The organism is Frigoribacterium sp. CFBP 13729 (assembly GCF_014841875.1).
Taxonomy (GTDB): Bacteria; Actinomycetota; Actinomycetes; order Actinomycetales; family Microbacteriaceae; genus Frigoribacterium.
In genome coordinates this window covers 623,185-646,300 of sequence record NZ_JACYUR010000002.1, presented here as the reverse complement: position 1 = coordinate 646,300, position 23,116 = coordinate 623,185, and the positions used below count along the sequence as shown (strand labels likewise).

20 protein-coding genes, 1 tRNA gene and 1 riboswitch are annotated in these 23,116 nt (G+C 72.6%); of the genes, 9 read left to right on the top strand and 12 right to left on the bottom strand.

Features of this window, described 5'->3' with window-relative positions; genetic code table 11:
* Window positions 1-10: 10 nt before the first annotated feature.
* The 4 genes from orn to IFT77_RS09385 all read left to right on the top strand — a co-directional run bounded on the left by orn (window position 11) and on the right by IFT77_RS09385 (window position 1,647).
* The gene (gene orn, locus IFT77_RS09400) at window positions 11-631 is read left to right on the top strand and encodes an oligoribonuclease (RefSeq protein WP_123548205.1); all 621 of its coding nucleotides are present in this window, start codon (window positions 11-13) and stop codon (window positions 629-631) included.
* Between the two features lie 40 nt (window positions 632-671).
* Window positions 672-747 (top strand) — tRNA-His (locus IFT77_RS09395).
* Window positions 748-949: 202 nt separating this feature from the next.
* Entirely contained in the window at window positions 950-1,192 is a 243-nt protein-coding gene (locus IFT77_RS09390; RefSeq protein ID WP_192041217.1) for a hypothetical protein, read from the top strand.
* A 173-nt stretch (window positions 1,193-1,365) separates the two neighbouring features.
* Window positions 1,366-1,647 (top strand): metallopeptidase family protein, encoded by a 282-nt coding sequence (locus tag IFT77_RS09385; RefSeq protein WP_192169949.1) that lies wholly within the window; start codon window positions 1,366-1,368, stop codon window positions 1,645-1,647.
* Here the strand turns inward: IFT77_RS09385 and IFT77_RS09380 are convergent.
* The 5 genes from IFT77_RS09380 to IFT77_RS09360 form a co-directional block, all read right to left on the bottom strand.
* Window positions 1,644-2,276 (bottom strand): hypothetical protein, encoded by a 633-nt coding sequence (locus IFT77_RS09380; RefSeq protein ID WP_244638614.1) that lies wholly within the window; start codon window positions 2,274-2,276, stop codon window positions 1,644-1,646. The two genes, IFT77_RS09385 and IFT77_RS09380, sit on opposite strands and share 4 nt — an antisense overlap.
* Complete coding sequence (locus IFT77_RS09375; RefSeq protein WP_192169817.1) at window positions 2,269-3,063, bottom strand: energy-coupling factor transporter transmembrane protein EcfT; 795 nt, start codon at window positions 3,061-3,063, stop codon at window positions 2,269-2,271. The genes IFT77_RS09380 and IFT77_RS09375 overlap by 8 nt, the downstream gene beginning before the upstream one ends.
* Window positions 3,060-4,454, bottom strand: coding sequence for an ATP-binding cassette domain-containing protein (locus tag IFT77_RS09370; protein ID WP_192169947.1), 1,395 nt, complete (start codon window positions 4,452-4,454; stop codon window positions 3,060-3,062). Before IFT77_RS09370 ends, IFT77_RS09375 begins: the two co-directional genes overlap by 4 nt.
* 94 nt (window positions 4,455-4,548) lie before the next feature.
* A complete protein-coding gene (locus IFT77_RS09365; RefSeq protein WP_192041215.1) occupies window positions 4,549-5,223 on the bottom strand; it encodes an ECF transporter S component in 675 nt (224 codons plus the stop codon).
* A riboswitch (TPP riboswitch) is annotated at window positions 5,215-5,325 on the bottom strand. (Overlaps the previous gene by 9 nt.)
* Before the next feature lie 31 nt (window positions 5,326-5,356).
* Complete coding sequence (locus tag IFT77_RS09360; protein WP_192169816.1) at window positions 5,357-6,316, bottom strand: NAD-dependent epimerase/dehydratase family protein; 960 nt, start codon at window positions 6,314-6,316, stop codon at window positions 5,357-5,359.
* Window positions 6,317-6,466: 150 nt separating this feature from the next.
* On the opposite strand from IFT77_RS09360, the gene glgX reads away from it, so the two are divergent.
* The 3 genes from glgX to treZ all read left to right on the top strand — a co-directional run bounded on the left by glgX (window position 6,467) and on the right by treZ (window position 12,950).
* Window positions 6,467-8,665, top strand: coding sequence for a glycogen debranching protein GlgX (gene glgX / locus IFT77_RS09355; RefSeq protein ID WP_192169815.1), 2,199 nt, complete (start codon window positions 6,467-6,469; stop codon window positions 8,663-8,665).
* The gene (treY, locus tag IFT77_RS09350) at window positions 8,662-11,058 is read left to right on the top strand and encodes a malto-oligosyltrehalose synthase (RefSeq protein WP_192169814.1); all 2,397 of its coding nucleotides are present in this window, start codon (window positions 8,662-8,664) and stop codon (window positions 11,056-11,058) included. The genes glgX and treY overlap by 4 nt, the downstream gene beginning before the upstream one ends.
* A 134-nt stretch (window positions 11,059-11,192) precedes the next feature.
* Window positions 11,193-12,950: a malto-oligosyltrehalose trehalohydrolase gene (gene treZ, locus IFT77_RS09345; protein ID WP_192169813.1), complete on the top strand. Its 1,758-nt coding sequence runs from the start codon at window positions 11,193-11,195 to the stop codon at window positions 12,948-12,950.
* A gap of 87 nt (window positions 12,951-13,037) precedes the next feature.
* On the opposite strand, the gene IFT77_RS09340 is transcribed toward treZ, so the two are convergent.
* The 7 genes from IFT77_RS09340 to IFT77_RS09310 all read right to left on the bottom strand — a co-directional run bounded on the left by IFT77_RS09340 (window position 13,038) and on the right by IFT77_RS09310 (window position 21,169).
* Window positions 13,038-13,844, bottom strand: coding sequence for a polyprenol monophosphomannose synthase (locus tag IFT77_RS09340; protein WP_370544869.1), 807 nt, complete (start codon window positions 13,842-13,844; stop codon window positions 13,038-13,040).
* A gap of 148 nt (window positions 13,845-13,992) precedes the next feature.
* Window positions 13,993-14,694, bottom strand: a complete 702-nt coding sequence (locus IFT77_RS09335; protein ID WP_192041210.1) for a class F sortase — start codon at window positions 14,692-14,694, stop codon at window positions 13,993-13,995.
* The gene (locus tag IFT77_RS09330; protein WP_192169812.1) at window positions 14,691-15,869 is read right to left on the bottom strand and encodes a glycosyl hydrolase family 8; all 1,179 of its coding nucleotides are present in this window, start codon (window positions 15,867-15,869) and stop codon (window positions 14,691-14,693) included. The genes IFT77_RS09335 and IFT77_RS09330 overlap by 4 nt, the downstream gene beginning before the upstream one ends.
* A 129-nt stretch (window positions 15,870-15,998) precedes the next feature.
* Entirely contained in the window at window positions 15,999-16,874 is an 876-nt protein-coding gene (locus IFT77_RS09325; protein WP_192169811.1) for a DUF4397 domain-containing protein, read from the bottom strand.
* 98 nt (window positions 16,875-16,972) lie between these two features.
* On the bottom strand, window positions 16,973-18,976 hold the full coding sequence (locus tag IFT77_RS09320) for a glycosyltransferase family 39 protein (protein ID WP_192041207.1): 2,004 nt from the start codon (window positions 18,974-18,976) through the stop codon (window positions 16,973-16,975).
* Entirely contained in the window at window positions 18,973-20,466 is a 1,494-nt protein-coding gene (locus tag IFT77_RS09315; protein ID WP_371741003.1) for a glycosyltransferase, read from the bottom strand. Before IFT77_RS09315 ends, IFT77_RS09320 begins: the two co-directional genes overlap by 4 nt.
* Window positions 20,467-20,620: 154 nt before the next feature.
* Window positions 20,621-21,169, bottom strand: a complete 549-nt coding sequence (locus tag IFT77_RS09310; RefSeq protein WP_192169810.1) for a GtrA family protein — start codon at window positions 21,167-21,169, stop codon at window positions 20,621-20,623.
* Between the two features lie 144 nt (window positions 21,170-21,313).
* On the opposite strand from IFT77_RS09310, the gene IFT77_RS09305 reads away from it, so the two are divergent.
* Both IFT77_RS09305 and IFT77_RS09300 read left to right on the top strand, forming a co-directional pair.
* A complete protein-coding gene (locus tag IFT77_RS09305) occupies window positions 21,314-22,318 on the top strand; it encodes an aldo/keto reductase family protein (RefSeq protein WP_192169809.1) in 1,005 nt (334 codons plus the stop codon).
* Window positions 22,319-22,497: 179 nt separating this feature from the next.
* On the top strand, window positions 22,498-23,049 hold the full coding sequence (locus IFT77_RS09300) for a YceI family protein (RefSeq protein ID WP_192169808.1): 552 nt from the start codon (window positions 22,498-22,500) through the stop codon (window positions 23,047-23,049).
* Window positions 23,050-23,116: the final 67 nt, after the last annotated feature.

The window sequence follows — 23,116 nt, the reverse complement described above, 5'->3', positions numbered from 1 at the left end:
GAGTGGCGGCATGGCTACGACGAACGACCGACTGGTGTGGATCGACTGCGAGATGACGGGCCTCGACATCGCCGTCGACGAGCTGGTCGAGGTGGCCGTCGTCGTCACCGACTTCGACCTCGTGCCCGTGCACCCCGGCTTCACCATCGTCATCAAGCCCGACCAGTCGGCCCTCGACAACATGGGCGACTTCGTCACCGAGATGCACACGACCTCCGGGCTGATCGACGAGATCCCGAACGGCGCCAGCCTCGCCGAGGCCGAGTACGAGGTGCTCGAGTACATCCTGAAGTACGTCCCGACCGAGCAGCACGCGCCCCTGGCCGGCAACACGATCGGCACCGACCGCGCGTTCCTCGCCAAGTACATGCCGCGCGTCGACGGCCACCTGCACTACCGCAGCGTCGACGTCTCCTCCATCAAGGAACTGGCACGCCGCTGGTTCCCCCGCGTCTACTTCAACGCGCCCCAGAAGCACGGCGGCCACCGTGCCCTCGCCGACATCCTCGAGTCCATCCGCGAGCTCGAGTACTACCGCCGCGCCGGCTTCGTCGCCGACCCCGGCCCCACCACCGACGACGTCCAGGCGATCTCGAAGGCCGTCGTGGACGAATGGGCGCCCCGGCTGTAGTAGAGTCTTCTCGTTGCGATCGCTCCGGCAGTCGCGCATGGTGGGTATAGCTCAGCTGGTAGAGCGCCTGGTTGTGGTCTAGGAGGCCGCGGGTTCAAGCCCCGTTACTCACCCCAATGGAAAGGCCCTGCCCCTACTCGGCAGGGCCTTTTTGGGGTTCCGTGCCTTCTTGCCTCCGACGCGTTCCGCGTCGGAGACGTCGTGGAAGGCCGAGAAGGTGCATCGGCAGCGGCGCAACTTCGCTTCGCTCGTTGTCTCCGTACGCACGGGAGCGATGGCGCGAGGACGCCCGAGGCACCCGGCTGGTAGGACGGTCAGATGGTGACCAGCGTGGCGACGAGTGACAGGCCGATGCCGTGGTGGGGGCTCGTGCTCGTCGGGGTCGCCCTCGTGGTCACGGGCATCCTCGCGCTCCTGGCCTACAGCTACTGGGGATGGGAACGTCGCGTCGAGGCGATGGCCGTCATCAACCCCCCAGCGGGCATCTTCTTCGTCGTCTGGGGCCTCGGCCGCGGGGCCCGGCAGGCGGCGCGGCGCCTCCGCACCCGGACCGGCCGCTGAGACCTGATCGGGCGTCACCACCGTCTGCGGTCAAAAGCGTGTGGGACCTTGGGCAGGTGGACGACGAGAGAGCGGACGGCGCGACGGCAGCGGCGGGCATCGACCCGGTGACGCTGAGCCTCGCGCGGTTCGACGAGCTGGTCGTGGCCGAGCTCGACGAGCTGCCCGACGACATGGTCGACGGCCTCGACAACGTCGTCTTCGTCACCGACGACCGCCCCGAGGACGGCTCCCTCGACCTCCTCGGCCTCTACGACGGCGTCGCCCTCACCGAGCGCGGCACCTACGGCTTCGGCGAACTGCCCGACCGCATCATCCTCTACCGCGAGCCGCACCTCGCCGTCGTCGACACCGAGGACGAGCTCCGCGACGAGATCCACGTCACGCTCGTGCACGAGATCGCGCACTTCTACGGCATCGACGACGCACAGCTGCACGAGCTCGGCTGGGCCTAGCCCGCCGAGCCGCCGACCGAGCCGTCGACCGAATCGCCGCGCCCGACGTCCACCACGACGTCGGCGAGGCCCCGCGGGCCGTCGATCGTGAGGTGCCGCTCCTCCTGCTCGGCCCACACGTCCCACCACGGCTCGTAGGTCGCGCCGTCGCGCCGCAGCGCCCGGGCTCGCCGCGTCTCGTCGTCGAGCTCCAACCAGACGCGCAGCGTCGCCAGGGCCGAGGAGGCGCGGGTCAGCGCCCCGGCGCCCTCGACGACCACCGAGACGTCCGGGTCGAGCGTGCGCCGCTCCCCCGGCACGCCGTGCTCCCAGTCCCACGTGGTCCACCCTGGGTCCGCTGCCGCGAGGATCGTCGACTCGACCACCCGAGACGCCGCCTCGAGCCCGTGCCACCCCGGGTACACGTCGTCGAGGTGGACGAATTGGACCGGCCCGAGCCGGTCGACGGGCCAGGCCGCCACCAGCCGTCGAGCCAACGTGGTCTTGCCCGAGCCCGAGCGGCCGTCGATCAGCAGCACCACGCGGTCCTGGCCGACCCGCGCCTCCTGCGCCCTCGTCAGCAGGTCGACGACGACACGACGCGCGTCGGCGTCAGGCCGGCCCACGTCGGCCGCCCCGTCCTCAGGCAAGGACGAACTCCCACGTCCCCGCGAGCACCGCAGCCGTGACGGCAGCCGCCGCGATGAGCACGCCGATCACGACCAGCACGGCGTCGCGGAGCCCCACGGTCGACGGCCGGGCCCAGGTGCGCGCGGTGTCCGAGCCGAAGCCCTTCGCCTCCATCGCCGTCGCGAGCTTGCTCCCGCGCCGCACCGACAGGACGAGCAGCGCGAACGCCTGCCCGGCGAGGCGGCGTGCGGCGGCGACCGGGCCCCGCGCGTCGGCGACGCCCCGCGCCCGTCGGGCGAGGGCCAGCTGGCGCCAGTCGTCGGCGAACAGCCCGGCGAGCCGGAGCCCCGCGAGGCCGCCGAGCACGAACCGCGCCGGCAGCCGCAGCACCTGTGCGAGGCCGTCGGCGAGGTCGGTGGGATCGGTCGTGGCCAGGAGGACGATGCCGGGGATGCCGACCGCGAGGATGCGCAGGCCGATGGCGAAGGCCAACGAGACGGACCCCTCCGTCACGCTGATCCACCAGAACTGCAGCAGCACGGCGCCGTCGTCGCGGCCGTAGAGGACCGTGACGACGACCGACATCGGCGCGGCGATCCAGAGCGGCGCGGTCCGCCGGAGCAGCTGCCTCGCCGAGAGCCCCGCCCAGGGCAGCAGCAGCAGCTCGAGGCCGAGCGCCACCCCCGCCGACACCCAGTCGATCGAGAGCAGCAGCACCACCGACACGACGAGCGCGGCGAGCAGCTTCGCGACGGGGTTGATCCGTCCGACGACACGGTCGGTCTCGACCGCCTCGAGCAGGCTCATCGTGACCCCTCGGCGACGACGGGCCGTTCGAGGACGACCACCTCGTCCGCCAGCGCGTCGACGAACTCGGCGTCGTGCGTGACCGCAACGACGCTGCGGCCCTCGTCCACGAGGGCCGCCAGGAGCGCGACCAGCTCGCGCCAGGTGCGCGCGTCCTGCCCGAAGGTGGGCTCGTCGAGCACGAGGAGGCGCGGCCGCGAGGCGAGGACGGTCGCCACCGACAGGCGCCGCTTCTCGCCCCCGGACAGCGTGAACGGGTTCGCGCCGGCGAGGTGGTCCAGCCGGAGGCGCGCCAGGAGCTCGTCGACGCGCTCGGCGACCTGCGCCGCCGGCTCGCCGAGCGCCTCCGGCCCGACCGCCAGCTCGCGACGCACGGTGGGGGTGAGGAACTGGTGCTCCGGGTCCTGGAACACCGTGCCGACCCGGGTGAGCAGCTCGCGCGAGCGCCACCGCACGGGCACGGCGCCGGCACCGGCGGCGAGCTCGTCGGTGGCACGCAGCTCGCCCGACACCGGGGCGAGCAGGCCGGCGAGCGTCAGGGCGAGCGTCGACTTGCCCGCGCCGTTGGGGCCGGTCACGGCCAGGGTGCGGGCGTCGTGCACCACCAGGTCGATGTCGGAGGCGACGGCACGGCCGCGGTGGCCCACGGCCAGCCCGCTGGCCTCGAGCAGCGGGCCCCGCGAGGAGGCGCGACGCCGGACGGGCGGCTCCAGCACGACCCCGGGGACCCACACCCCCGCCTCCGTGAGCCGTCCGCGCTGCCGGTCGAGCACCTCCTCGGGGGCGCCGTCGGCGAGGACTCCCCCGCCGGCGGCGAGCACGACGACGCGGTCGACGACGGGCAGCCAGACCGAGACGCGGTGCTCGACGACGACGAGCGTCGCGCCGGTGCGCTCGGCCACCCGGGCGACGGCGTCGCGCACCTCGACGACACCCTCGGGGTCGAGGTTCGCCGTCGGCTCGTCGAGCAGGACGAGGCCTGGTCGCATCGCGAGTGCGCCGGCGAGCGCGAGGCGCTGCTTCTGCCCGCCGCTCAGCTGGGCGGTCGGCCACGAGCGCGGCAGGTCGAGCCCGACGGCGTCGAGGGCGTCGTCGACGCGGCGCCACGTCTCGTCGCGCGGCACGCCGATGTTCTCGCAGCCGAAGGCCACGTCGTCGCCGACGCGGGCGAGGACGACCTGCGAGTCGGGATCCTGCAGCACCAGCCCGACGCGGCCGCGCTGCTCGGCCGGAGGTCGCCCGTCGACGAGCAGCTCGCCGCGGGCGTCGCCCTCGTCGTCGCCGCCGAGCACGCCGGCCAGCCCGGCGAGCAGCGTGGACTTGCCTGCCCCGGAGGCGCCGAGCAGCAGCACGCGCTCGCCCGGCTCGACGACGAGGTCGAGGTCGGACACGGCCGGGAGGATCCGGCCGGCGTGCCACCACCCCCAGCCGCGGGCGTCGACCCGGGCGCCGGAGGAGGCGGTCACGTCGTCGAGGACGCGATGCTCAGACGCGTGCCTCGGCCGAGCGGCCGGAGGCGAAGCGGCTGAGCGCGCCGGTGCGGGCGAGCCCCCGGGCGGCGAGCCAGGAGAGCAGACCGGCCAGGACGACCCCGGAGACGACGGCGCTGATGCCGTAGACGACCTTGAAGTCGAGCGCGGTCGCGGCGATCGACGAGAACGAGGTGTCGAGCAGGGCGACCGCGACGCCCGCGCCGGCACCGGCGAGCAGGGCGACGTGGAGGCGGAAGGACGAGTAGAGGAACGCCGCGAAGACGAGCTCGGCGCCGAGGCCCTCGACGACGCCCCAGATCAGGGTCGAGAAGCCCCACTGCGTGCCGATCAGCATCGACACCACGGCCGCCATCACCTCGGTGTAGACGGCGGCGCCCGGCTTGCGGATGATCAGCCCGCCGAGCACGCCGGCGAAGAGCCAGCCGCCCGACAGCAGGCCCGAGAGGCCGGGCGTGAAGGCCAGCAGGTTGCTGAGCGGCTCCCACGCGAGGCCCCAGGCCCAGAAGACGACGCCGCAGGCGACGCCGATCACGCTGGCGACGACGATGTCGACGACGCGCCAGCGGCGCGACGGCCTCGGCGACCTCGGCGACCTCGGCGACCCCGAGGCTGTGGGACGATCCTGGCGATCGGGCTGGGCCTCGTTCGCGGACACGGAAACAGACATGTTCTCTCCTCCCTGCGCTGGCATGATCCAGATCAGGTTCGACGGTCGAAGCGTGGATCGCTTCCTCTCAGCCCGGATCACCGGACTCCCGTGTGTGTGCCGCCGAGCATAGCGCTGCCGCGGCCCGAGCGCGTCAGGCGAGCGTGAGCTGCCCGTCGGCGCGCAGCCACTCGAGGCCCTCGACGATCGCCTCGACGCTCGTGTAGCGCGGCGCGTAGCCGAGCAGCCGCCGGGCCTTGTCGATGCTCATCGAGAGGCTGCGCGACAGGTGCTGCCATGACGCGTCGGCCGACTCGGGGCTGCGCTGGGCGCAGAAGTCGTCGAACGACGCGACCGTGAGGTGCGCCTCCTGCCCGAAGATCCTCGCGACCTGCTCGGCGAGGCCGCGCAGGGTCACGGCGCGCTCGCTGACGACGTGGAACGACTCCCCCACGGCCTGCGCCGGACGCTCGACGGCCAACTGGAACGCCTGCGCGACGTCGTCGGCGTGCACGTGGTGGACGGTCTCGAGCCCGAGCCCCGGCATGACGACCTCGCGTCCCGCCGCGAGCGCCTCCCACACGTCGAGGTCGAGGTTGCCGACGGCGTTGATCATCGGCCAGCCGGGCCCGGTGATGTGCCCGGGGTGCAGCACGGCGCTCGGCACGCCGCCGGGTCGTCGCGACTCGGCCAGCAGCAGGCGCTCGATCTCGGCCTTCTGCGTGCCGTACTCGCCGACCGGCGTGCGCCGCGCCTCCTCGGTCACCGGCACCTCCGCCGACGGGCCGTGCACCCAGATGGTGCCGCAGTGCAGCAGCACCGTGCCGCTGCCTCGCAGCGCCTCCACGAGCGAGAGCGCGGAGGCGGGCGTGAAGCAGATCAGGTCGACGACGACGTCCGCGTGCAGGTCGGCGATCGCCCGGCCGAACGAGCCGTCGGCGTCGCCGACCTCGCGGTCGAGCTGCACCCGCTCGACGCTCGCCCAGGCGGCGTGCTCGCGGTAGGGAGCCGAGGTGCCGCGCGACACCGCGACGACGTCGTGCCCGGCGAGCACGAGCCGCGGCACGAGGTAGCCCCCGACGTGCCCGGTCGCGCCGATCACGACGACCCTCACGACGAGGCCCCGACGAGGAGGTGCGGGCGGGGGTCGAGGACAGCTGCCGTCGTCGGCAGCGCTGCGGTCGTCATGCCCCGACGCTAGGCGCGGCGGCCCCTGTGCGCCCGCTGCCCGTAGGCTGACGTGGTCCACGACCCGGAGGTCCGATTGCACACCTGGCCAGGCAACCCCTACCCGCTCGGCGCCACCTACGACGGCAGCGGCACCAACTTCGCGATCTTCAGCGAGGCGGCCAGCAAGGTCGAGCTGTGCCTCTTCGACGCCGACGGCGCCGAGACGCGCGTGCCCCTCACCGAGGTCGACGCCTACGTCTGGCACGCCTACCTGCCGACCGTGCAGCCCGGGCAGAAGTACGGCTACCGCGTGCACGGCGACTACGACCCCGCGACGGGCTCGCGGGCCAACCCTGCCAAGCTGCTGCTCGACCCGTACGCCAAGGCCACCTGCGGCGAGATCGACTGGGACGAGTCGCTCTTCGCGTACCACTTCGGCGACCCCGACTCGCGGAACGACGACGACAGCGGCCCGCACATGATGCTCGGCGTCGTCATCAACCCGTTCTTCGACTGGCAGGGCGACCGCCCCCCGAAGTACAGCTACGACGAGACCGTCATCTACGAGGCGCACGTCAAGGGCCTCACCGAGACGCACCCCGACATCCCCGAGGACGAGCGCGGCACCTACGCCGGCGTCGCCCACCCGGCGATCATCGACCACCTCAAGAAGCTCGGCATCACGACCCTCGAGCTGATGCCCGTGCACCAGTTCGTGCAGGACAACACGCTGCTCGAGAAGGGCCTCAGCAATTACTGGGGCTACAACACCATCGGCTTCTTCGCGCCCCACGCGGCCTACTCGGCCACGGGCGACATCGGCCAGCAGGTGCAGGAGTTCAAGACGATGGTGCGGGTGCTGCACGCCGCGGGCATCGAGGTCATCATCGACGTCGTCTACAACCACACGGCCGAGGGCAACCACCTCGGGCCGACCCTGTCGTTCAAGGGCATCGACAACGCCGCCTACTACCGGCTGATGGACGGCGACGCCAAGCACTACATGGACTACACGGGCACCGGCAACAGCCTCAACGTCCGCCACCCGCACTCGCTGCAGCTGATCATGGACAGCCTGCGGTACTGGGTGACCGAGATGCACGTCGACGGCTTCCGCTTCGACCTCGCCGCCTCCCTCGCCCGCGAGTTCTACGAGGTCGACCGGCTGTCGACCTTCTTCGAGCTCGTGCAGCAGGACCCGATCGTGTCCCAGGTCAAGCTGATCGCCGAGCCGTGGGACGTCGGCCCCGGCGGCTACCAGGTCGGCAACTTCCCGCCGCAGTGGACCGAGTGGAACGGCAAGTACCGCGACACCGTCCGCGACTTCTGGCGCGGCGAGCCCTCGACGCTCGGCGAGTTCGCGAGCCGCATCACCGGCTCGGCCGACCTCTACGAGCGCGACGGTCGCCGCCCGGTCGCGAGCATCAACTTCGTGACGGCGCACGACGGCTTCACCATGCGCGACCTCGTCAGCTACAACGAGAAGCAGAACGACGCGAACGGCGAGGGCGGCGCCGACGGCGAGAGCCACAACCGCTCATGGAACAGCGGCGTCGAGGGCGAGACCGACGACCCGCAGGTGCGCGCCCTCCGCGAGCAGCGCCAGCGCAGCTTCCTCGCGACCCTGCTGCTCAGCCAGGGCGTCCCGATGCTGCTGCACGGCGACGAGCTGGGCCGCACCCAGCGCGGCAACAACAACACCTACGCCCAGGACAGCCCCATCAGCTGGATCGACTGGGAGGCGGCGGACCGCGAGCTCGTCGAGTTCGTCGCCGAGGTGATCAAGCTGCGGCACGACCACCCCACGTTCCGCCGTCAGCGCTACTTCAACGGCCGTCCCGTCACCCGGGGCGAGGGCGAGCCGCTGCCCGACATCGTCTGGCTCACGCCCGAGGGCGACGCCATGCAGGAGGGCGAGTGGAACGAGTCCTACGCCAAGGCGATCGGCATGTTCCTCAACGGCGACGGCATCCGGGGGCGCGACCAGCGCGGCGGCCGCATCACCGACGTCAACTTCGTCCTGTACTTCAACGCGAGCGCGGAGACGGTCACCTTCGTCCTGCCGCCCGACGAGTACGCGGAGGGCTGGGAGGTGGTGGTCGACAGCACCGTGTCGGCGCCTCCGCCCCCGGCCCAGGCCGCACCGCGCACGCCGACGGCGACGCGGACCGCGACCACCGTCCAGCCCCCCAGCACGCCGCAGGTCCCTGCGGCGCTGCTCGCCGGCGACCGGCTCCCCGTGGCGGGCCGTTCCCTCGTCGTCCTCCGAGCCACGGCCGAGGAGCCCGCGTGACCCGACACGACCACCCCCGTTCCACCTACCGGCTGCAGATCAGGGCGGGCTTCGACCTGTTCGCGGCGGCCGACCAGGTGCAGTACCTGCGCGACCTCGGCGCCGACTGGGTCTACCTGTCGCCCGTGCTCGAGGCCGAGCCGGGCAGCGACCACGGCTACGACGTCGTCGACCACAGCCGGGTCGACCCCGACCGCGGCGGCACCGCGGGCCTCGACGCCCTGTCCGAGCGTGCCCACGGCGCCGACCTCGGCGTCCTCGTCGACATCGTGCCGAACCACGTCGGCGTCGCGACCCCGAAGGCCAGCACCTGGTGGTGGGACCTGCTCACCCACGGCCGCGAGAGCAGGTACGCCGACGCGTTCGACGTCGACTGGGCGGCCGGCGGCGGCAAGGTGCTGCTGCCCGTGCTCGGCGAGCCCGCGGGCGACGACGGGCGGATCGAGGGCCTCGAGGTCGTCGACGGCGAGCTGCACTACTACGAGAACGTCTACCCGATCGCACCCGGCACGCTCGGCGGCGCCGCGGACGGCCCTGCCGACGCTGCGGCCGTGCACTCCCGCCAGTCGTACGAGCTCGTGCACTGGAAGCGCGCCGACACCGACCTCAACTACCGTCGCTTCTTCGCGGTGAACACCCTCGCCGGCATCCGCGTCGAGGAGGGCTGGGTCTTCGACGAGTCGCACGCCGAGATCGGGCGCTGGTTCCGCGAGGGCCTCGTCGACGGTCTCCGCGTCGACCACCCGGACGGCCTGGCCGACCCGGGCGGCTACCTCGACCGGCTCGCCGCGCTGACCGGCGGCGCCCACGTGCTCGTCGAGAAGATCCTCGAGGGCGACGAGCGCCTCCCCGAGGACTGGGCGACGGACGGCACCACCGGCTACGACGCCCTCGCCGACCTCGACCGGGTCTTCGTCGACCCCCGCGGCGCCGCCGCGCTCGACGGCCTCGACTCGCGCCTGCGCGCCGACGACGACAGCGCGCACTCCCCCGCGGACGGCGACGCCCGCGCCTCGGACGAGGCGGTCGACTGGCACCGGATGATCCTCGGCACCAAGCGCGGCATCGCCGACGGCATCCTCGGCAGCGAGATCCGCCGCCTGGCGCGCCTCGTCTCGGACGACGGACGCGCGGACGACGCCGTCGTCGACGCCCTCGCCGAGCTCGCCGCCGCGTTCCCGGTCTACCGCAGCTACCTCCCGCAGGGGGCCGACCAGCTGGCCCGCGCGGCCGAGGTCGCGACCGGGAGCCGCCCCGATCTCGCGGACGAGATCGCCCGCGTCGTCGCCGTCCTCGCCGACGAGTCGCACCCGGCGTCGGTGCGCTTCCAGCAGACCAGCGGCATGGTCATGGCGAAGGGAGTCGAGGACACGGCGTTCTACCGCTACAGCCGTCTCGCCACCCTCACCGAGGTCGGCGCGGACCCCGCCGAGTTCTCGCTGACGCCCGCCGAGTTCCACGCTCGCCAGCAGGCCCGTCTGGCGGAGCGGCCCTTCGGCATGACGACGCTGTCGACGCACGACACGAAACGCAGCGCCGACGTGCGCTCGCGGATCACCGTGCTCTCCGAGATCGGCGACGAGTGGACGGCGACCCTCGAGCGCCTCCGCGACCTCGCCCCGATCGGCGACGGCCCGTTCGAGAACGTCCTCTGGCAGAGCGTCGTCGGCGCCTGGCCCGCATCGCGCGAGCGACTGCACGCCTACGCCGAGAAGGCGAGCCGCGAGGCGAGCACCTCGACCACGTGGACCGACCGCACCGCCGACGCGGAGGCCTTCGAGGAGCGCATGCACGCGGCGATCGACGCGGTCTTCGACCACGAGGAGGTGCGGCACGAGATCGAGAGGATCGTCGACGTCGTCCGCGCCCCCGGCCGCAGCAACTCGCTCGGCCTCGCCCTGCTGCAGCTGACCGGCCCCGGCAGCCCCGACGTCTACCAGGGCGGCGAGCTGTGGGACCACTCGCTCGTCGACCCGGACAACCGTCGCGAGGTCGACTTCGCGCTGCGCCGCCGCCTCCTCGACCAGGTCGCCGCCGGCGAGACGCCGCCCGTCGACGAGACGGGCGCGGCGAAGCTGCTCGTCACGCACCGGGCGCTGACCCTGCGTCGCGACCGCCCGGAGCTGTTCACGCGCTACGGCGCCCTGCCCGTGTTCGGCGACCAGGCCGACTCGGCCGTGGCCGCCGACCGCGGCGGCGCGCTGACCATCGCGACGCGCCTGCCCGTCGCCCTCGAGCAGGCCGGGGGCTGGGGCGACACCGTCGTCCTCGTCCAGGGCCGCCGCTGGCGCGACGTGCTCACCGGGCGCGAGCACGAGGGCGGGCGCCTCCGCCTCGCCGACGTGCTCGACACGTACCCCGTCGCGCTGCTCGTCCCTGCGGAAGAGCAGTAAGGACGCCGCAGGGCAGGAACAGCGCCCCTCCGCACGACTACCGTCGACCCCCTGCGGGTCGGCGGTTCGTCGTCCTGCCCGCGGCCACCCGACCACCTGCACCTTCCCGACCACCACACCTCCCGAGGAGACCGATGAGCGTCTACGACGTCTGGGCACCCACCGCGACCACCGTGCAGCTGCACCTCGACGGCGCCGTGCTGCCGCTCGAGCACGAGACCGCGACCGGCTGGTGGCGTGCGCCGGCCGACCTCGACCGCTCCCCCGGCCACCGCTACGGGTTCCTCGTCGACGGCGGCGAGACGCCCCTGCCCGACCCGCGGTCGCGGCGCCAGCCCGACGGGGTGCACGGCCTCAGCGAGACCTGGGACGGCGACTCGTTCGACTGGACCGACGCCTCCTGGATGGGTCGTCAGCTCGCCGGCGCGGTGGTCTACGAGCTGCACGTCGGCACCTTCACGCCCGACGGCACGCTCGACTCGGCGATCGAGAAGCTGCCGCACCTGGTCGAGCTCGGCGTCGACCTCGTCGAGCTGCTGCCGGTCAACGGCGTCAACGGCCGCTGGAACTGGGGCTACGACGGGGTGGACTGGTTCACCGTGACCGACAACTACGGCGGACCCGACGCGTACCAGCGCTTCGTCGACGCCGCCCACGCCGCCGGGCTCGGCGTCGTGCAGGACGTCGTCTACAACCACCTCGGCCCCTCGGGCAACTACCTGCCCGTGTTCGGCCCGTACCTGTCGAGCAAGCACGCGAACACGTGGGGCGACAACGTCAACCTCGACGACGAGGGCTCGCACGAGGTGCGCGAGTTCATCCTCGACAACGCGCTGATGTGGTTCGAGCGGTTCCACGTCGACGCCCTGCGGCTCGACGCCGTGCACGCGCTCGTCGACGACAGCCCCGTGCACCTGCTGCAGGAGATGGGCGAGCGCACCGCCGCCCTCAGCGCCCACCTGAGCCGTCCGCTGACGCTGATCGCCGAGAGCGACCTGAACGACGCTCGCCTCGTCACGCCTCGCGACGGCGGCGGCTTCGGACCCGACCACCGTCAGGGCTTCGGCCTCGACGGGCAGTGGAGCGACGACTTCCACCACGCGCTGCACGTCGCCCTGACCGGCGAGACGAACAGCTGGTACGCCGACTTCGCGTCGCTCGACTCGCTGGCGAAGGTCGTCACGAAGGGGTTCTTCCACGACGGCACCTGGTCGTCGTTCCGCGAGGCCGACCACGGCCACCCGGTCGACGCCCGGCACATGCCCGCCTGGCGCCTCGTCGTCGCGAACCAGAACCACGACCAGATCGGCAACCGCGCCGTCGGCGACCGCCTCGCGGCCACCCTCGACGACGGCCAGCTGCAGATCGCCGCGGCGCTGACCCTCACCTCGCCGTACACGCCGATGCTCTTCATGGGCGAGGAGTGGGGCGCGTCGACCCCGTGGCAGTTCTTCACGTCGCACCCTGAGAAGGAGCTCGGCGAGGCCACCGCGAAGGGCCGCATCGCCGAGTTCGCGAAGTCGGGCTGGGACGAGTCGGTCGTGCCCGACCCCCAGGACCCGCAGACGTTCGAGGACTCGAAGCTGGACTGGTCGGAGCTCGGGCGGGGGCGCCACGCCCTGCTGCTCGACGCCTACCAGCAGCTCACGGCGCTGCGCCGTGCCGAGCCCGAGCTCACCGACCCGCGCCTCGGCCGCACCTCGGTCGAGCACGACGCCGAGGCCGGCTGGTTCGTGATGACCCGGGGCACGATCCGGGTGGCCGTCAACTTCGGGACGCAGGAGGCGCGGGTCGACGTGCCCGCCTCCTCCGTGCTCTTCGCCAGCGACGACTCGATCGCGGCCGGCGCCGAGCTGGTGCTGCCGCCGCACTCGGTCGCGGTGGTCCGCTAGCCGCGCCGCTCGACCGAGCCCGGACATGACGACGTCCGCACGGCCGGGGCTGACCACCCCTGCCGTGCGGACGGTGCCGCCTCCCTGCTAGCGCGCCTGCGCGTGGCGCACGACGGGCCCGACCCGGTGCGACGTCGCGCGGACGCTCGGCAGGCGACGGTGTCGCACGACCAGCTCGACGAGGGCACGCCCTCGTCGGCGGAGACCCCAGAGGGTCACCTTGGTCAGCGACTCCCTGACGATCGAGCCGCTCATCTTCGAGGCGCCGTGGACGCGCTCGGTGAACGTGATCGGAGTCTCGACGACCCGGAGGCCCGCCTGGAGGGCGCGCCAGAGCAGGTCGACCTGGAAGCAGTAGCCACGCGACTCGACGGCGTCGAGGTCGATGCGGCGGAGGGCCGAGGCACGGAACGCGCGGAAGCCGCCCGTCGTGTCGGCCACGCGGATCCCGAGGGCACCGCGGGTGTACCAGCTGCCGCCGCGGCTGAGCAGCTCACGCCGCAGCGGCCAGTTCTCGACCTCGCCGCCCGGCACCCAGCGCGAGCCGAGCACGAGGTCGTCGTCGGCGAGCAGGCCGAGCATGCGGGGCAGGTCCTCGGGGTGGTGCGAGCCGTCGGCGTCCATCTCGACGATCGCGTCGTAGCCGCGCTCGAGGCCCCAGGCGAAGCCGGCGAGGTAGGCGGCGCCGAGGCCCGCCTTCTCGGTCCGGTGCATCACGTGCACGCGGGGCTCGCGGGCCGCCCAGGTGTCGGCGAGGGCGCCGGTGCCGTCGGGCGAGCCGTCGTCGACGACGAGGACGTCGACGGCGGCGCCGGACGCGAGGGTCCGGCTGACGATCATGTCGAGGTTGTCCCTCTCGTCGTAGGTGGGGATGATCACGAGCGCGTCGTTCACGGGGGTGGTCCTTTCCGGTCGGGTCGGAGAGAAGGCGGTGCGGGTCGGGTGAGGTGGTGCGGTGGTGCAGTGGTGCAGTGGTGCGGGGCGGACCGGACGTGTCGGGTGCGTCGGCCTCAGGGTCGTGCGGCGGAGAGCGTGTGGGGCGTCAGCTCGTCGACACGAGGTCGGCGAAGACGATGAGGTTGTCGACGTAGTGCCCGGTCGAGCGGTCGAACGTGCCGTCGCAGGTGATGAGTCGCAGGCTCGGCGTCGGGGTCGAGCCGTAGACGTCGCTGGTGGGGAACGTCGCCTTGGGCGTCCGCTCGCTGCCAGTGACGCGGAACGTCTCGACGGTGCCGGTCGACAGGGTCACCTGGACCTCGTCTCCGACGGCCAGCTTCGCCAGGTCGACGAAGACGGCGGGCCCGCTGCCCGAGTCGACGTGGCCGGCGATGACGGCCGGCCCGACGGCTCCGGGCACGGTGCCGTCGCGGTACCAGCCGGCCGACTCCCACGCCTGCGGCGGGTCGAGCTCGCCGGCGGCGCCGAGGCCGAGGTCCTCGAGGCCGGAGTCGACCCCGATGGACGGGATCTGCACCCGCTCGGGCGTCGCCCCCGCGGGAGGCGGGGTGTACGACTGTGCCGCCGGGTCCTGGAACGAGCCGGCGGCCCCGCTGGCGGGGTCGGCGCTCGGCGAGGCGGACGACGTCGGCGCGGTGGTCGAGGCCGGGCCCTGCGCCTCCGCGCCGGACCCGCCCGGCTGCGCCGCGACGGCGGCGACGGTCGCGCCCCCGGCGAGCAGCAGCACGGCGGCGCCGAGCGCGATCGCGGCACGTCGGTGCGACGAGACGAACTGCGACACGGTCATCGGGACACCGCCAGGGGCGAGCAGGCGCCGAGGGCCGAGCCCTCGTCGTCGAGCTGGAGGGCGGCGAGCGCGGCCCAGGCGGCGCCGTAGTAGGTCGGCGTCGACTGCGCCAGCGCGTCGGCACGACCGAGGTCGGCCGCGGCGGCGTCGGGCTCCCCCGCACTGGCGAGCGCGGCGGCCCGCGCGGCGTAGGCGAGCGGGCTCTGGTCCTGGCCCACCTCCTGGCCGCCCAGGTCGAGCTGCATCGGCAGGTCGGGGTAGCGCTGCAGCACCGGCGCGAGCCGGGCGGCCAGCGCCACGTCGACCGGGTCGCACGACTCGGCGTACCGCAGGGCGAGCCGGCCGGCGTCGTAGCTGTACTGCACGGTGCCGGACGAGCCGTCGGCGCTCGGCAACGGGACGACGGTGCCGTCCTGCTGCACCTGCGCCCAGTCGCTCGGCAGGGCGGTGGCGGTCAGCACGTTCGTGGTGACCGCGCGGGAGCCCTGCTCGAGCTCGGTCCAGCGGGGGTCGCCGCTGGCCTCGCCGAGCTGCGCGAAGGCGGCCGGCGCGGCGTAGGAGGGGTTGTACGACCACGGGCCGGAGCCGGCGGCCCAGGGACCGGGGAGCAGGATGCGCCCCACGTCGGTGCTCGCCGTCATCTCGTCGAGCACGTGCGTGCCGAGCTGGACTCCCTCGGTGGTCCAGGTGGGTCGGTCGAACGCCGCACCGGCGAGCACGAGAGCCCTGGCGGCGTCGACGTCGGCGTCGCTGGCGGGCATGTCGTCGACGACGGCGCCGTCGGCCCAGCGCCAGGCGAGCAGTCCGTCCTGCCGGACCAGCTCCTCCTTCGTCCAGTCCCAGATGGCGGCGAAGCGGTCCTCGTCGCCCACGGCCGCGGCGACGAGCATGCCGTAGGCCTGTCCCTCGCTGACGGTGTCGTCACCCTGGTCGCGTCGGACCACGCGGCCGTCGTCGTCCACCCACTCGTCGAGGAAGTCCTCGCCGATCTGCGTGGCGCTGCGGGCGTCGGGAGTGCTGTCGCCGGTGCCGGGGTCGCTGCTCTCGGCAGGCCCCCCGGCGGTGCGGTCGGGGGCGCCGCCGGGTGCTCCGACGACGAGGAGGGCGATGCCGGCGGTCACGGCCAGCGCCGCGACGACCACTGCGGCGAGCAGTGCCTTCGTCTTCTTCGTCATGTCGTTCCTCTGGGGGTCTCGGTGTGGCTCACGGAGCGGTGTCCGCGCGGGGTGCTTCGTGGAGGGCGCTGCGGGTGGGGCCCGAGGAGGCGCGGCGACGGTGGTCGCTCACCGCGCCTCCTCGGGATCTCAGGCCCCGAACCAGCTGCGGACGGTGGCCCAGAAGCCGGCGGGCTCGTCCTTCACGGGGTGCTCGGCCAGGTAGCCGCCGCCCGTCTGGACGCCGCCCACGGGGGCCTGCGCCGTGGCCGCGCTGTCGACCACCGGCACGACGGTGAGCCCGCCGGTCGAGTTGTCGAGCACGAACAGCGTGTTGATGCTGCCGGCGGCGAGGTCGACGTCGCTCGTGCCGGTGACCTTCTGGCCGGTCAGGTCGAGGCTCCACGGGCCGGCGGCCACCTCGGCGTAGCCGCTGGCGCTGCCGAACGAGGCCTTCGACGCGATGGTCGTGCCGGTCGTCGTCGCGACCGAGACGGTCTTGCTCACGGTCGCGGCCTGGAACAGGCGCACCTTGGCCTGGCCGTCCGTCGGCGGGGTGAGGTCGTCCTTGACGACGCGGGTCTCGAGGTCGTCGTTGGGTCCGTAGGCGAGGGCCGTGATCGGCTGTCCGCTGTCGACGGTGACGTTCGTGGTGATGACCGGCTTCGCGTCGGCGGGTGCGTCGGCGGCGGTCATCGAGACGACGTAGGTGCCGGGCGTCAGCGCCTGGTACGGGCTGACCTGGCCGAACGTGACGTCGTCGAGGTCCATGACGACCTGGCCGCCGGCGAGCGAGGTCAGGGTCACGTCGACCGACTTGGTGTCGGGCGAGAGGTGGCCGACGCGGACCCAACCGTCGCCGTCGGCGGCGTGTGCGGGCGACGCGCCGACGAGCGACCCGGCGAGGGCGACGCCTGTCGCCGCCGTGAGCGCGAGGACGGTCACGAGGCGGCGCCTCGGTGTGGTGGTCGAGGAGGCGGCGGTCGCGGAGGCGGTGCGTGCGGTGCTGCTGTGGAGTGAGGTCATCAGGATGGTTCCTTTCCGGTCGGGTGCCGCGTCCGAGAGGGCGCGACGGCGGTGAGGAGGGGTGCCGGGGGTCGTGTGGACGACCCCCGGCGACGTGGTCAGTCGGACAGGACGCCCGACGGGGCGACGGCGGAGAACGTGATGCGAAGGCCGTCTCCCTGCGGCTCGATCGAGGCCGGCTCGTAGGTGTCGCCGAGGCCGCGGAGGAGCGTGTCGAGCTGCGCGACGGTCTCGCCGCCCTGCGGCGTCACGTCGAACTGCCGGAACACGGACTCCTGCTCACCCGGCAGGGCGGCCGGGTCGGCGACCGAGATGGGCGCCGCGGCCGCGAGCTGACCGAGGACGATCAGGGCACGCGGGTCGAGGCGGCCGTCGCGGAGGGCCTGGTCGAACGTGGCCGACACCTGCAGGTCCGGGTTCTGGGCGAGCTCGGCACCGGCGGCGGACCGCGCGGCGGCGGCGGCGTCCCCGGAGCGCTGCGCCTCGGCGGCGCCGTCGCTGTCGATCCGGCGGATGTTCACCTGCTGGTCGCCGTCGCCGAAGGAGGCGACGACCGTCGAGCTCTCGAGGGCCGAGCGCACGTCGGGCGATCCTGCTCCCGACGTCCGGACCGACTCGGTCTCGAACAGGTAGTCCGAGTCGCGCCAGCCGTTCGGCGACTGAGCCTGGACGGCGCCGTCGGTGTCGATCTTGTAGAACCAGATCACGTTGTCCCGGGCGAAGCCGGCACGGACCAGGTCGACCCACACCGCGTCGTCGACGAGGAGACGGCTGTCCTTCGGGACGTTGGTCTCGACCCAGGTCTCGGCGTTGCGCATCGGCGCGTCGAGGTCGGAGTCGAGGAACCCGCGCAGCTGCACGGCCCAGAGGGGCACCAGCGCCACCACGGCGGCGACGGTGAGCGCGATCCAGGTGACGGACCCGGTGCGGACCGCGGCCGTCGAGACGGCGCCGGCCCGGCGCGCCCGCACCGACTTCACGGCGGCGTCCGTGACCGCGGCGATCAGCAGCGCCGCGAACGGCAGCAGCATGATCACGTACGGCACCGGCAGGTAGCCGCCGGGACGGAACATGAAGGCGATCAGGAAGACCATCATCACGGCGATCGGGCGGACCCGCTTCATGAAGAGGCCGACGACGGAGGCGAGGGTGCCGACGACGATCAGCACCTGGTCGAGCTGCCACCACTGCGAGACCGTCGCGAAGAAGAGGCTGCCGGTGTCGAACACCGAGCCGCTCGCCTCGCGGGTCGCGAGCTGGAACTGGATGCCCTCGAGCAGGCTGACCCGGCCGGCGCCCGGCAGCAGCTCTCCCTTGACGGCGGCGAGCGCGACGTAGCCGAGGCCGACGAGCACGAGCAGGCTGCCCGCGATCGAGAGCGTGTAGCGGCGGGTCGACTTGTCGGCGCCGCGCCACATCATCCAGGCCAGGAACGGCAGGGCCAGCAGGTACGTCTCCTTCGAGAGCACCGCGATGCCGAACGAGACGGAGGCGGCGGCGAAGCCGGCGAGCTGGTAACGCTTGCTGAGGGCGAAGACGAACGCGGCCAGCAGCCACGGCGTCGCGACGTTGTCGAGGTAGACCGTGCGGTGGAACTGCAGGGCCAGCGGCGACACGGCGAACACGAGGCCGGCGACGGCCGCGGCCGGGCGGCTGAGGCCGAGCTTGCGGGCGAGCAGCCAGAGCAGGGCGACGGCGACGACGGTGAAGGCGAGCATCGCCTCGCGGCCGGCCAGCACCGCGACGTCGTAGCGGTCGAAGGCTCCGGTCAGGGCCGTGTAGGCCGAGATCTGCAGCCAGCCCACCGGGGGGTGGTCGTACCAGTAGGTGTAGTGGGCGAGCTCGCCGAGGTTCTGGACGGCCCACGCCTGAGCCGTGTACGTGCCCTCGTCGTCGATGCGCTGCGGCGAGCCGGCCATGTTGAAGGCCTGCACGACGGCGGCGATCGCCATCAGGGGCAGCAGCCAGACGAGGCTGGCGCCGTGGCGGCGGAGCCACCCCGGCGAGCGCTCGGGGGCAGCCTGCATGGGCGTGCCGAGACGGCGCGGCGCCGAGGCGATGCGGTCGTCGACCGCCGTCGGGCGGTTCAGCGTGCTGGTCATCGGTCACCTCCTGTCATGGCGAGGGCGGGCTCCTGCTGGGACGCGCGGGGCGCCTCCTGCGGGGCTGGGGTCTCGGCGGGGCGGTGGGCTCCGGTGTGCTCCGTCTTCTCCCAGGCGTTCATGCCCCGGATCTGGCGGAAGACGGCTCGCACGGCGGCGAGGGCGAGGAAGATCTGGTACGGGATGAGGCCCCAGACCAGGCGGAAGTAGTCGCGCGCCCGGACCTTCTGGCCGTAGGTACGGCCGAACTCCCGGAGGCCGGTGAACTCGACGGCCAGCAGCACCAGGGTCGGCGCCAGCGGGATGAACGAGACGAGGGCGATGGCCGTCGGCACCTTGATCGTGAAGATCAGGATGACGGAGATGGGGATCAGGAGGCCCGTGGCCGCCTGGATGAAGGGCATGGTCAGCAGGTAGCGGGCCATGAGTCGCTGGCGCAGACGCGGCAGCTTCTTCCACTCCCCTTTGCCGTAGACCTGCATGAAGCCCTGGTTCCAGCGGGTGCGCTGCTTCAGCAGCGAGACGAACGTGCCGGGGGTCTCCTCGCGGGTGACGACCTCGGGGCTGTAGGCGACGACGACCTTCGCGCCGGCGCTCGACAGGCGGACGCCCAGCTCGCAGTCCTCGGCGAGGCACTCGGCGTCCCAGCCCTCGGACCAGTCGAGCCAGTCCTTGCGGACGAAGACGGTGTTGCCGCCGAGCGGGATGAACTTCTCCTTGGCGTGGAAGTGCAGGCGCGAGCGGAACCAGAAGTAGTACTCGAGCACGTTGCGGAGGCTCCACCAGCTCGACTGGAAGTTCATCAGCTGCACGCCGCCCTGGACGACGTCCGCGTCGGTCTCGCTGAAGCGCGAGTCGACGAGCGTCAGGAGGCGCGGGTGCACCTCGTCCTCGGCGTCGAACACGCCGACGATCTCGCCGCGCGAGGTCTGCAGCGCGAGGTTGAGCGCCTTGGGCTTGTTCTTGGGGACGCTCGAGTCGACGACCACGCGGATCAGGTCGGGGTGGCGGGCCGCAGCCTCACGGGCGACCCGCTCGGTGCCCGGGTCGTCGTGGCCGACGATCGCGATGATCTCGAAGTCGGGGTGGTCCTGCAGCGCGAGGCGGTCGAGGGTCTGGCCCATGACCTCCTCCTCGTGCCGTCCGGGGACCAGCAGGGTGAACGAGTGCCGTGCGTCGAGGGGGTCGGAGCTGAACTGGCTGCCCTCGAGGTTGTCCTTCGAGCGCCAGGCGTGCAGCATCCACCACAGCGTCGAGACGGCCACCGCGGTCAGCAGCAGCGACACGACGATCAGCGACGAGTAGCCGATCCACTCGAAGGGGCTCCAGTCGGGCAGCGAGAAGCCCGAGAGGGCCTCCCCCGCGCCGGACGTGGCGCCGCGGTTGGGCACGAACTGGTCAGGGCTCGTGGGTGCCTGCGGCGTCAGCAGGGGCTGCGGCTCGCCGGCGGCGAGCAGGGAGTGCACGGGGTGCGTCGGGTCAGTCGACACGGTCGTTCTCCTGTCGGGTCAGGGGTGGGAGGTGGTCTCCGGATCGCGACGGTCGGGTGCCGCGAGCGGGGTGTGGCCGGTGGTGCGGGGGTGGCCTGTGGTGCGCAGTTCGGGTGGTGCGCGGTGCGGGTGGTGCGCGGTGCGGGTGGTGCGGTCAGCGGGCGTCGGCGGTGGCCGGCGCGAAGACGAACCAGCGGTACGCGACGTAGCGGAACGCCGTGCCGAGCACGAGCCCCACGCCGTTCGCCGCGATGTTGTCGGCGAGCTGGCTGGTGTGGCCGAGCACGTAGTGCGACACGAAGAGGCAGAGGGAGGCGATGGCCAGCCCCCCGACGTTCACGAGGCCGAAGACGACGGCCTCCCTGAGCACGGCACGGCCACGGTCGGCACGGAACGTGAGGTAGCGGTTGCCGAGCCACGCGACGGCGGTCGCGACGATCACCGAGATCACCTTCGCGCCGATCGGCTTGTCGTCGAGCAGCGTGACGCGCAGCAGGTTGTAGACGCCCACGTCGACGACGAAGGCGATGCCGCCGACGAGGCCGAAGGTCGCGAGCTCGCGGAGGCGGCTCGCCACGCGCACCGAGACGGCGGCGCGGGCGGGCACGGGGGACGTCGCCGCGGAGGCGGCGGCAGGGTCGACGCCGGGAGCGTCGGCCGGTCGGGTGGTCACCCTCTCGTCGAGGGCAGTGGCGTCGGGCATGACACCGGTTCGGGGGCCCCCCGTTAGGGGGTTTGCCCGGGGTACGTCCTTGTGCGGTGGTTGCCAGGTTGGCGTCACGCGCTGTTCACATGGCGGTCCCGGCTGCCGCTCGCCTCGCGCCCGGGACGCGCGTAGCGTGAGCCCATGGAATTCAGATACCTCGGACACAGCGGTCTCAAGATCTCTGAGATCACCTACGGCAACTGGCTGACGCACGCGTCGCAGGTCGAGAACGACGTCGCGACGCAGTGCGTCCGCGCCGCCCTCGACGCGGGCATCTCGACCTTCGACACCGCGGACGCCTACGCGAACACGGGCGCCGAGACGGTGCTCGGCGCGGGACTCGCCGGCGAGCGGCGCGAGTCGCTCGAGATCTTCACGAAGGTCTACTGGCCGACGGGCCCGGCGGGCCACAACGACACCGGCCTCAGCCGCAAGCACATCCTGGAGTCGATCGACGGCTCCCTGAAGCGGCTCGGCACCGACTACGTCGACCTGTACCAGGCGCACCGCTACGACAGCGAGACCCCGCTCGAGGAGACGATGCAGGCCTTCGCCGACGTCGTCCGCCAGGGCAAGGCGCTCTACATCGGCGTGAGCGAGTGGAACGCGGAGCAGATCCGCGCCGGCCACGCGCTGGCCGAGAAGCTCGGCGTGCAGCTCATCTCGAACCAGCCGCAGTACTCGATGCTGTGGCGGGTCATCGAGCAGGAGGTCGTCCCGGCGAGCAAGCAGCACGGCCTGAGCCAGATCGTCTGGTCCCCCGTCGCGCAGGGCGTCCTGACCGGCAAGTACAAGCCGGGTGCCGAGCTGCCCGCCGGCAGCCGCGCGACCGACGAGAAGGGCGGCGCGAACACCATCAAGCGCTTCCTGACCGACGAGGTCCTCACCGGCGTCGCCGCCCTCGAGCCGATCGCCGCCGACCTGGGGCTCTCGATGGCCCAGCTCGCCATCGCGTGGGTGCTGCAGAACGACAACGTCGCCTCCGCGATCATCGGGGCCTCGCGTCCCGAGCAGGTCGCCGACAACGTCAAGGCGGCCGGCGTGACCCTGCCCGCCGAGGTCATGACGAGGATCGACGAGGTGCTCGGCGACCTTGCCGAGCGCGACCCCGCCAAGACGGTCTCGCCCGCCCAGCGCCCGGCCTGAGCCGCCGGCCTCGCACGCTCCACCTCGGCGACGACGTTCCCGATCTCCGGCCGGAGATCGGGAATGTCGCGCGGGAGGATGCGCTTGCATATACTCGTACCGACCTTCGGTGACACGTCACCGATCTAGATCTCACCGCACGACACACCACGAAGCCCACAGAACAGCAGGAGAACACCATGGCCATCACCGCAGAGAAGATCCCCGCCGGCACCTGGACCCTCGACCCCACGCACAGCGAGGTCTCGTTCAGCGTCCGCCACCTCGCCATCAGCAAGGTCAAGGGCTCGTTCGAGTCGTTCGACGCCTCGCTCGTCACCGCCGAGGACCACACCGCCAGCAAGGTCACCGCGTCCATCGACGTAGCCTCGGTCAACACGAACCAGAAGGACCGCGACGGCCACCTCCAGACCGGCGACTTCTTCCTCGCCGAGGAGCACCCGAAGATGTCCTTCGTCTCGACGAGCATCGAGGAGAAGGGCGACGACGCGTTCCTCGTGCACGGCGACCTGACCCTCCGCGGCGTCACCAAGCCCGTCACCCTGAAGAGCGAGCTCGGCGGCCTCGTCGTCGACGGCTACGGCCAGACCAAGCTCGGCTTCTCGGCTACCACCAAGATCGACCGCACCGAGTTCGGCGTCACCTGGAACGCGGCCCTCGAGGCCGGCGGCTTCACCCTCGGCAACGACGTCACCGTCACGCTCGAGATCCAGTTCGTCCTCGCGCCGTAGTCGCACCGTCGCGGGCGCACGCCGCCCGCGCCCCGGAGGGCCCGCACCTGCAGTCGCAGGGGCGGGC

Excerpts from the sequence above, each read along its gene's own strand:
- orn (WP_123548205.1), top strand. The coding sequence starts at position 11 with ATGGCTACGACGAACGACCGACTGGTGTGGATCGACTGCGAGATGACG.
- IFT77_RS09390 (WP_192041217.1), top strand. The coding sequence starts at position 950 with ATGGTGACCAGCGTGGCGACGAGTGACAGGCCGATGCCGTGGTGGGGG.
- IFT77_RS09385 (WP_192169949.1), top strand. The coding sequence starts at position 1,366 with ATGGTCGACGGCCTCGACAACGTCGTCTTCGTCACCGACGACCGCCCC.
- IFT77_RS09375 (WP_192169817.1), bottom strand. The coding sequence starts at position 3,063 with ATGAGCCTGCTCGAGGCGGTCGAGACCGACCGTGTCGTCGGACGGATC.
- IFT77_RS09365 (WP_192041215.1), bottom strand. The coding sequence starts at position 5,223 with ATGTCTGTTTCCGTGTCCGCGAACGAGGCCCAGCCCGATCGCCAGGAT.
- treZ (WP_192169813.1), top strand. The coding sequence starts at position 11,193 with ATGAGCGTCTACGACGTCTGGGCACCCACCGCGACCACCGTGCAGCTG.
- IFT77_RS09335 (WP_192041210.1), bottom strand. The coding sequence starts at position 14,694 with ATGACCGTGTCGCAGTTCGTCTCGTCGCACCGACGTGCCGCGATCGCG.
- IFT77_RS09330 (WP_192169812.1), bottom strand. The coding sequence starts at position 15,869 with ATGACGAAGAAGACGAAGGCACTGCTCGCCGCAGTGGTCGTCGCGGCG.
- IFT77_RS09325 (WP_192169811.1), bottom strand. The coding sequence starts at position 16,874 with ATGACCTCACTCCACAGCAGCACCGCACGCACCGCCTCCGCGACCGCC.
- IFT77_RS09320 (WP_192041207.1), bottom strand. The coding sequence starts at position 18,976 with ATGACCAGCACGCTGAACCGCCCGACGGCGGTCGACGACCGCATCGCC.
- IFT77_RS09310 (WP_192169810.1), bottom strand. The coding sequence starts at position 21,169 with ATGCCCGACGCCACTGCCCTCGACGAGAGGGTGACCACCCGACCGGCC.
- IFT77_RS09305 (WP_192169809.1), top strand. The coding sequence starts at position 21,314 with ATGGAATTCAGATACCTCGGACACAGCGGTCTCAAGATCTCTGAGATC.
- IFT77_RS09300 (WP_192169808.1), top strand. The coding sequence starts at position 22,498 with ATGGCCATCACCGCAGAGAAGATCCCCGCCGGCACCTGGACCCTCGAC.